At 64.6% G+C, this 6,116-nt stretch carries 5 protein-coding genes; 3 read left to right on the top strand and 2 right to left on the bottom strand.

Translation table 11 applies throughout. The features are described from left to right. Window positions 1-87, bottom strand: an 87-nt coding sequence (locus tag AC1DJT_RS33390; protein ID WP_476835758.1) for a universal stress protein, incomplete at its 3' end; no start/stop codon positions are given. A gap of 555 nt (window positions 88-642) precedes the next feature. Between AC1DJT_RS33390 and AC1DJT_RS33385 the strand changes: the two genes are divergently transcribed. Genes AC1DJT_RS33385 through AC1DJT_RS33375 form a run of 3 tightly spaced genes read left to right on the top strand, consistent with a single transcriptional unit; the run spans window position 643 to window position 3,582 of the window. Further along, window positions 643-1,452 carry a DUF2092 domain-containing protein gene (locus tag AC1DJT_RS33385; RefSeq protein ID WP_476835757.1) on the top strand — a complete coding sequence of 270 codons (810 nt, stop codon included), beginning with the start codon at window positions 643-645 and terminating at the stop codon, window positions 1,450-1,452. Further along, entirely contained in the window at window positions 1,449-1,748 is a 300-nt protein-coding gene (locus AC1DJT_RS33380; RefSeq protein WP_476770896.1) for a hypothetical protein, read from the top strand. The genes AC1DJT_RS33385 and AC1DJT_RS33380 overlap by 4 nt, the downstream gene beginning before the upstream one ends. Window positions 1,749-1,806: 58 nt before the next feature. Next, entirely contained in the window at window positions 1,807-3,582 is a 1,776-nt protein-coding gene (locus AC1DJT_RS33375) for an MOSC domain-containing protein (RefSeq protein ID WP_476770895.1), read from the top strand. Window positions 3,583-3,836: 254 nt separating this feature from the next. Here the strand turns inward: AC1DJT_RS33375 and AC1DJT_RS33370 are convergent, their stop codons facing one another. After that, window positions 3,837-5,876, bottom strand: a complete 2,040-nt coding sequence (locus tag AC1DJT_RS33370) for an ATP-dependent metallopeptidase FtsH/Yme1/Tma family protein (protein ID WP_476835756.1) — start codon at window positions 5,874-5,876, stop codon at window positions 3,837-3,839. Window positions 5,877-6,116: the final 240 nt, after the last annotated feature.

The following is a 6,116-nucleotide window of genomic DNA, read 5'->3' as shown; positions in this document are numbered from 1 at the left end:
GAGCGGCTTGGCGAGGGCCAGGCCATGTTCAAGTCCCTTGCGAGCAAGTTCGGAGCCGTCTGTTGCGATGAGAATGTGTTTGTACATTTGTCTCTCCGTCAGCAATCGCATTGGCATTCTGGATGACAGTGATCCGAAGACAAGCATACGCTGCCGAGCGTCGTGACGATCGCGCTGATGTGCCTAAGCAGATCCCGCAGGCCGCCAGCGGCCTCGGCCTGTGCGCGACGCCGGTTGCGCCAGGCCGGCCAACAGGCGTTGTGGTTCCAGACCTTATCGGGTGCGCACGCGATGGCGCAGCACGTCGCCGCGCGAACGGCCGACGTGGTCCGGCGAATGTCAGCTCCCCGCCCCTCTCGGTCGTTGTGCTCGCATKGCAGCCGCCCGGCAACTCGCGCCATTCAGGCCGATGCCATTTCGAATTCACGCGCGAGGAGCCCTGGAGCAACGGGCCTGACCTTCGAGCCGGAAGCTCGTCGGCGACAGCAGCCTGAACGCCGAGGAGACTGTCATCGGTCAAGCCCGGTGTTCATGGTGTTCGCGAAGGATTAAAGTGCCCCTGCGGGGCTGTTGATCCAATGGGACGAAGCAGGCCTGGTCTCCGCTGGTTCGCTCCCGAGGAAAGCCAGGGAGGATCACGCAATGAACCGAAGGATCCGTTTGCATCCGCGCGCCGCGCTTTTGAGGTCCGCGCTCGGCCTTCTCGCCGCGATGGCCGTGACAGGTGTTGCGGCGCCTGTCGCCTCGGCGGAGGACGACGCCCGGAGCATCGTGAAGGGGATGGCGGACTATCTCAGCCGCCAGGAGAACCTGTCCGTGAAGTTCGATGCCGACGTCGAGGTGGTGACGCCTGCCGTTGAGAAGATCCAGTTCAGCGCCTCGGGTGAGGTCACCATGAGCCGCMCGAACAAATTTCGCATCAGCCGGACCGGCGGCTATGCCGATGTCGAACTGATCTCAGACGGTTCAAACGTGACGGTCTTTGACCGCGGCGGCAACCGGTTCGCACAGGTTCCCGCCGTCGGTTCCTTCGACACCGTGGTCGACAAGCTCCGAAACGAAACCCTGCTCGAAATTCCAGGGGCGGACCTTCTTCTGTCGAAGCCCTACGACGCGCTGATGGCCGGGGTGCTGGAGGCCAAGCATCTCGGCCGCGGCATCGTCGGGGGCGTCGAATGCGAACATCTCGCCTTCCGCAATCTCGACACCGACTGGCAGCTCTGGGTCGAGGTCGGTGACCGGCCGCTGCCGTGCAAATACGTCATCACGAGCAAGGCGGTTGGCGCCGCGCCCCAGTACACGCTGCGGCTCAGGGACTGGAAGACCGGCGTCAGCCCGGCACCGGATGCGTTCGCTTTCAAGCCGCCGGAAGGCGCCAGCGGCGTTGCGATCACCCTGCTCAAGGACATTGACGAAATTCCAGCCGGCGTCGTTCCCGGAGGTCAGAAATGAACAAGTCAGCCTTGAAATTCATGTCCCGCGCCGCGCTCGCAGTGCTGGCCGGCGGCGCTGCCCTGCTCTGGAGCGGAGACATCTCCGTTCCATCGGGCGCGTTCACCAGTCAGGCGGAGGCGAGGGTCGGGCGACCGTTGACGCCGATGAGCTATGCCGGCGTGGCCCGCCGGACCACCCGCAGGAGCGCCGCCTACGGGGCCGCCGGAGCCGCGGCGGCTGGGGCGTATTATTACGCCCCAGGCTGCCAGCAGGTCGTGAACTCCTACGGCCAGATCGTCTACCAATGTCCGTAGTCGGCCTGCTCTCCGGAGGYGTATCGATCGCGGCTTCCACCAGGGCGGCGGCTTAGTGATGGCTCGCTTGCTTTCGGTCAATGTGGGCCTGCCACGCGACATTCCGTGGCAGGGCAAGACCGTCCACACCGCCGTTTGGAAAAGTCCGGTTCAGGGCCCGCGCGCGGTACGTCGGCCCAACATCGATGGGGATGGGCAAGGAGACCTTGCCGGGCACGGCGGCGAGCACCGGGCTGTTTTGGTCTACCAATTGGACTCCTATCGCTTTTGGCAAGCTGAGCTGGGCCGGGACGACTTCTCCTATGGACAGTTCGGAGAAAATTTCACGGTCGATGGCTTGCCGGATGGTGAGGTCTGCATTGGCGACCGTTACAGGATCGGCAGCGCCCTGTTCGAAGTGACGCAGCCGCGCGTCACTTGCTACCGGGTCGGTCTTCGCATGAACGAGCCGCAAATGGCCGCGCTGCTGGTGGCGCGTGGCAGGCCCGGTTTCTATCTGCGTGTTCTGGAGGAAGGCCAGGTCGAAGCGGGCGATGAGATCGTCCAGGTCGGAATCGGCGCCGAGCGGATCACCGTCGCCGAGATCGATGCGCTGCTCTATAGGCCCGGTCACCCCAGCAGCCTGATCGAGCGGGCGCTGCGCATCCCCGCACTGAGCGCAGGCTGGCGCGCATCCTTCCAGGCGCTGCTCGCGCAAGAGCAGAGCAGCAGCGCGACGACGGGAAATGCCGGGCTCGCTCCGGTGTCCGGGCCGCCGCCAGCATGGGCGGGTTTCCGCCCGCTGCGGGTGTCGCGCAAGATTCGCGAGAGCGGCGGCGTGATCTCTCTGGCGCTTGAGCCCGTAGATGAACAGCCCCTGACGGCTGCTCTTCCCGGTCAGTTTGTCGTGCTGCGCCTGAGGCCGGCCCCGGTCGCGCCGGCGCTGATGCGCAGCTACTCCTTGTCGGGCGAACCCAGCGACCGCAACTATCGCGTCAGCGTAAAGCGGGAACCGCACGGCGTGGCGGGCACCTATATCGACGAAGCGGTGCAGATTGGCGACGTGCTGGACGTGAGCGCGCCACGAGGCAACTTCACGCTTCGGTTGGACGATAGCCCCGTTGTCCTCCTGAGTGCGGGGGTGGGGGCGACTCCCGTCCTGTCGATGCTCCACGCATTGGCGGCCGAAGCATCGCCACGGGACGTCTGGTGGCTGCACGGGGCCCGCCGCGGCCGTGAGCACCCTTTTGCTCAGGAGACCCGAACCCTGCTCGAAGCCCTGGCCCACGGCCACCGCCACATACGCTACAGCGCGCCCGATCCCGAGGACCGGCCGGGCGTGGATTTCGATGCTTATGGACGTTTGGACATCGGGGTGCTTCGGGATCTGGACGTCCCGCGCAATGCCGACTTCTTTATCTGCGGGCCGTCGGCCTTCATGAGCGACCTGACCGCAGGCCTTGCAGCCTGGGGCATCGCCGAAGACCGTATCCATACTGAGCGGTTCGGCGCAGGTCCGTCGAATAACCCGGGGATCGCCGCCTCGCCGCAGCGGCCGCCGCACTTGCCGCCGCACCTGCCTCCTGGGCCTTCCGCCGCGGGGCCGATGGTTTCGTTCGCCCGGAGCGGCTTGAGCGTCCCTTGGGGGCCGGCGTTTCAGAGCCTTCTGGAGCTTGCCGAAGCCTGCGACATCCCCACGCGGTGGTCTTGCCGAACGGGGGTCTGCCACTCCTGCGAAACCGGGCTTGTGGCTGGGAAAGTGGCCTACCGGCCCGAGCCGATCGATCCACCAGCCGGCGTCAATGTGCTGATCTGCTGTTCCCAGCCTCTGGGCGATGTCGTCATCGATCTGTGACGGAACTGAGTATCCGCTTTCCGATCTTGGCCGGGCGGCAAAGATTGGGTGCTCGTCACCAGGGCTATCGGCAGTCGGGATGAACGGGATCTCCCGGGCCGCGCGCAATCAGGGCGCGCGGCGCGACGACCATGCTGGATCATCTGTGATTGCATCGGCTTTGCCCCGAAAACCGCAATCCACTTTTCGGGCCGATGCTTTGTCTTTGCATCGGCTTTGCCCGAAAACCGTAATCCACTTTTCGGGCCGATGCTTCAGGCAGCCTGGCTTGTGCTCAAACTGGCCATCTCGATGGTGTCTTTGACGATCTGTCTGATCTCGTCGCCGGAGAGCGTGTCCTGCTCCCGGAAACGCGCGGAGAGTGCATCCAGGGCAGGCTCATGGGCGCGCRGCAGCGTGAGAGCCGCCGCGTAGCATTCGCGCAGCAGTTCTTCGACTTCGTCATCGACGCGCTGCTTTGAATTCTCCGAGATCGGTCGGGCCGAAAACGCGCTGCCGCCGTCGACACGGCTGGCCATCGTCGAGCCCATGCCAAAGCGGGTGATCATATCACGGGCTATCTTGGTCGCCTCGTGGATGTCCGCGGCAGCCCCGCTCGTGATGGCGTCATCGCCAAACTTGATTTCCTCGGCAGCCCGGCCCGCCATCGTGACGATCAGTTCGGCCTTCAGCTTCGACTTGCGGAGCAGCACACGGTCCTTCAGCGGCAGCATGGCGATATGCCCAAGCGAGCGTCCGCGGGGAGCCACGGTGCCTTTGTGGATCGGGTCGCATTCCGGCTGCAGGACGTTGGCCAATGCGTGCCCTGCTTCATGCACGATGATCGTTTCCATCTCGCCCGGATCGATCATCAGGCCGTGGCGCTGGTCGCCGCCGAGCAGTTTGGCGTCACGCGCGTCCTCGAAATCCGCCATCCTGACCTGATGGTCGCCGCGCTTGCCGGCACGCAATGCAGCCTCATTCACCAGGGTCGCCAGATCGGCTCCCGAGAAACCGGGTGTTCCGCGTGCGACCGTCGCGAAATCGACGTCTGCGGCGATCTCGACGTCGCGCGCCGAAACCAAGAGGATCCGCTCACGGGCCATCTGGTCGGGTGCCGGCACAGTGATGTGCAGATCAAAGCGGCCGGCCCTCACCAGCGCCGGGTCGAGAACATCAATGCGGTTGGTCGCGCCAATGATGACGATGCCCGCGGAGGACCCGAGCCCGTCAAGCTGCGTCAGCAGCTCGTTGAGCGTGTTGGCGGAATCGTTTTCCACCGAGCTCGAGCCATCGGAGCGCCGCTTTCCCACCGAGTCGATCTCGTCGATGAAGAGAATGCAGGGAGCGCGTTTGCGCAGCTGTTTGAAGATCGATCGCACGCGAGCGGCGCCGACACCGGCAAACATCTCCTGGAAAGCAGAGCCGGAGACCGAAAGAAAGGGAACGCCGGCCTCGCCCGCCACCGCCTTGGCCAGGAGAGTCTTGCCGTTGCCTGGATCACCTTCGAGCAGAACCCCGCTCCTTGCCCGAGCACCAACGGCTTCGAACTTCGACGGGTCCTTCAGATAAACCACGATGTCCCGGAGAGCCTGCTTGCCCTCGTCAGCTCCCGCGACGTGATCGAACCGGGTGAACGATTTTGGGTCGCCAGGTTTGATGAACTCACCGATCTTCGACTTGCTGCGGACAGTGCGGAGCAACCAGACGGCCATTCCGACGATCAGGGCCAGCACCAGGACTTGCGCCACCAGCCCGAAAATTCCCAATGACAGGCTGAGCGCACTGACCTCGGGACTGCCGAATTCCACGTCCGTGCCGCTCTTTGCCAAATCTATCGCCCAGGCCTGAGACACCGGCGTCCGAATGACGGCCGTGCGCCCATCCATCGTCGTCACCCGCGCCTGGCGATCATCGAGGAGCCGGACGCTCTTCAGCTGACCGGCCTCGGCGAGCTTCAGCGTCTCGGCAAACGAGATCTCGGCTGGTCGATGGTCGGGGGCCGCCGATGCGAGCACCGGCGTGCCCAGCACGAGCGCGAGGGTGAGGACGCGGAGAAGATGAAGCATGTGAGCCCGGACTTTGAATCGACCCTGACGAGCGTCGCACGCCTCGGGAAAGAGTAAACAACTCGTTAATTTTATCCTTAAGATTGGGGCTCGGAGATGGCCGAGCCTCTCCCCGAGCTTCGGACAGTGCCTGAAGCGACGCGTCCTCGTCGGCGCTATCCCGCAAATGGACCGAGCGCCTGCGACTTCGGTCGGGGTCGGGCTGGCAGGTCGGTGGGCAGGCCTAGGCCGGCCCTTTGCCGGCATCCAGGGAGTTTACTTTCGGGCAGTCTGGCTGGCGCGCTGGGCAATAGGCAAAGGTGGCCCTTGGCTGACGTCCACAACGTCAGCCAAGGGCGTCTCGGTTGTGAGCCAATCCACGTCGCAATTGTCAGCCTCTTACGTCGTGTCAGCGACTGAGCTCAATCTCAACCGGACTCTCAGGCGGCCGAGGCGCCTTGTCGTCAGCGAAAGACGTTCGGGGGCAGCGGCGGCTCCGCACTGAGC

The sequence above is a fragment of the Allobosea sp. 05T422_2 genome (genome assembly GCF_056396265.1).
Note: the sequence above shows the minus strand (reverse complement) of the source record. Positions and strands in the feature narration are given on the sequence as shown.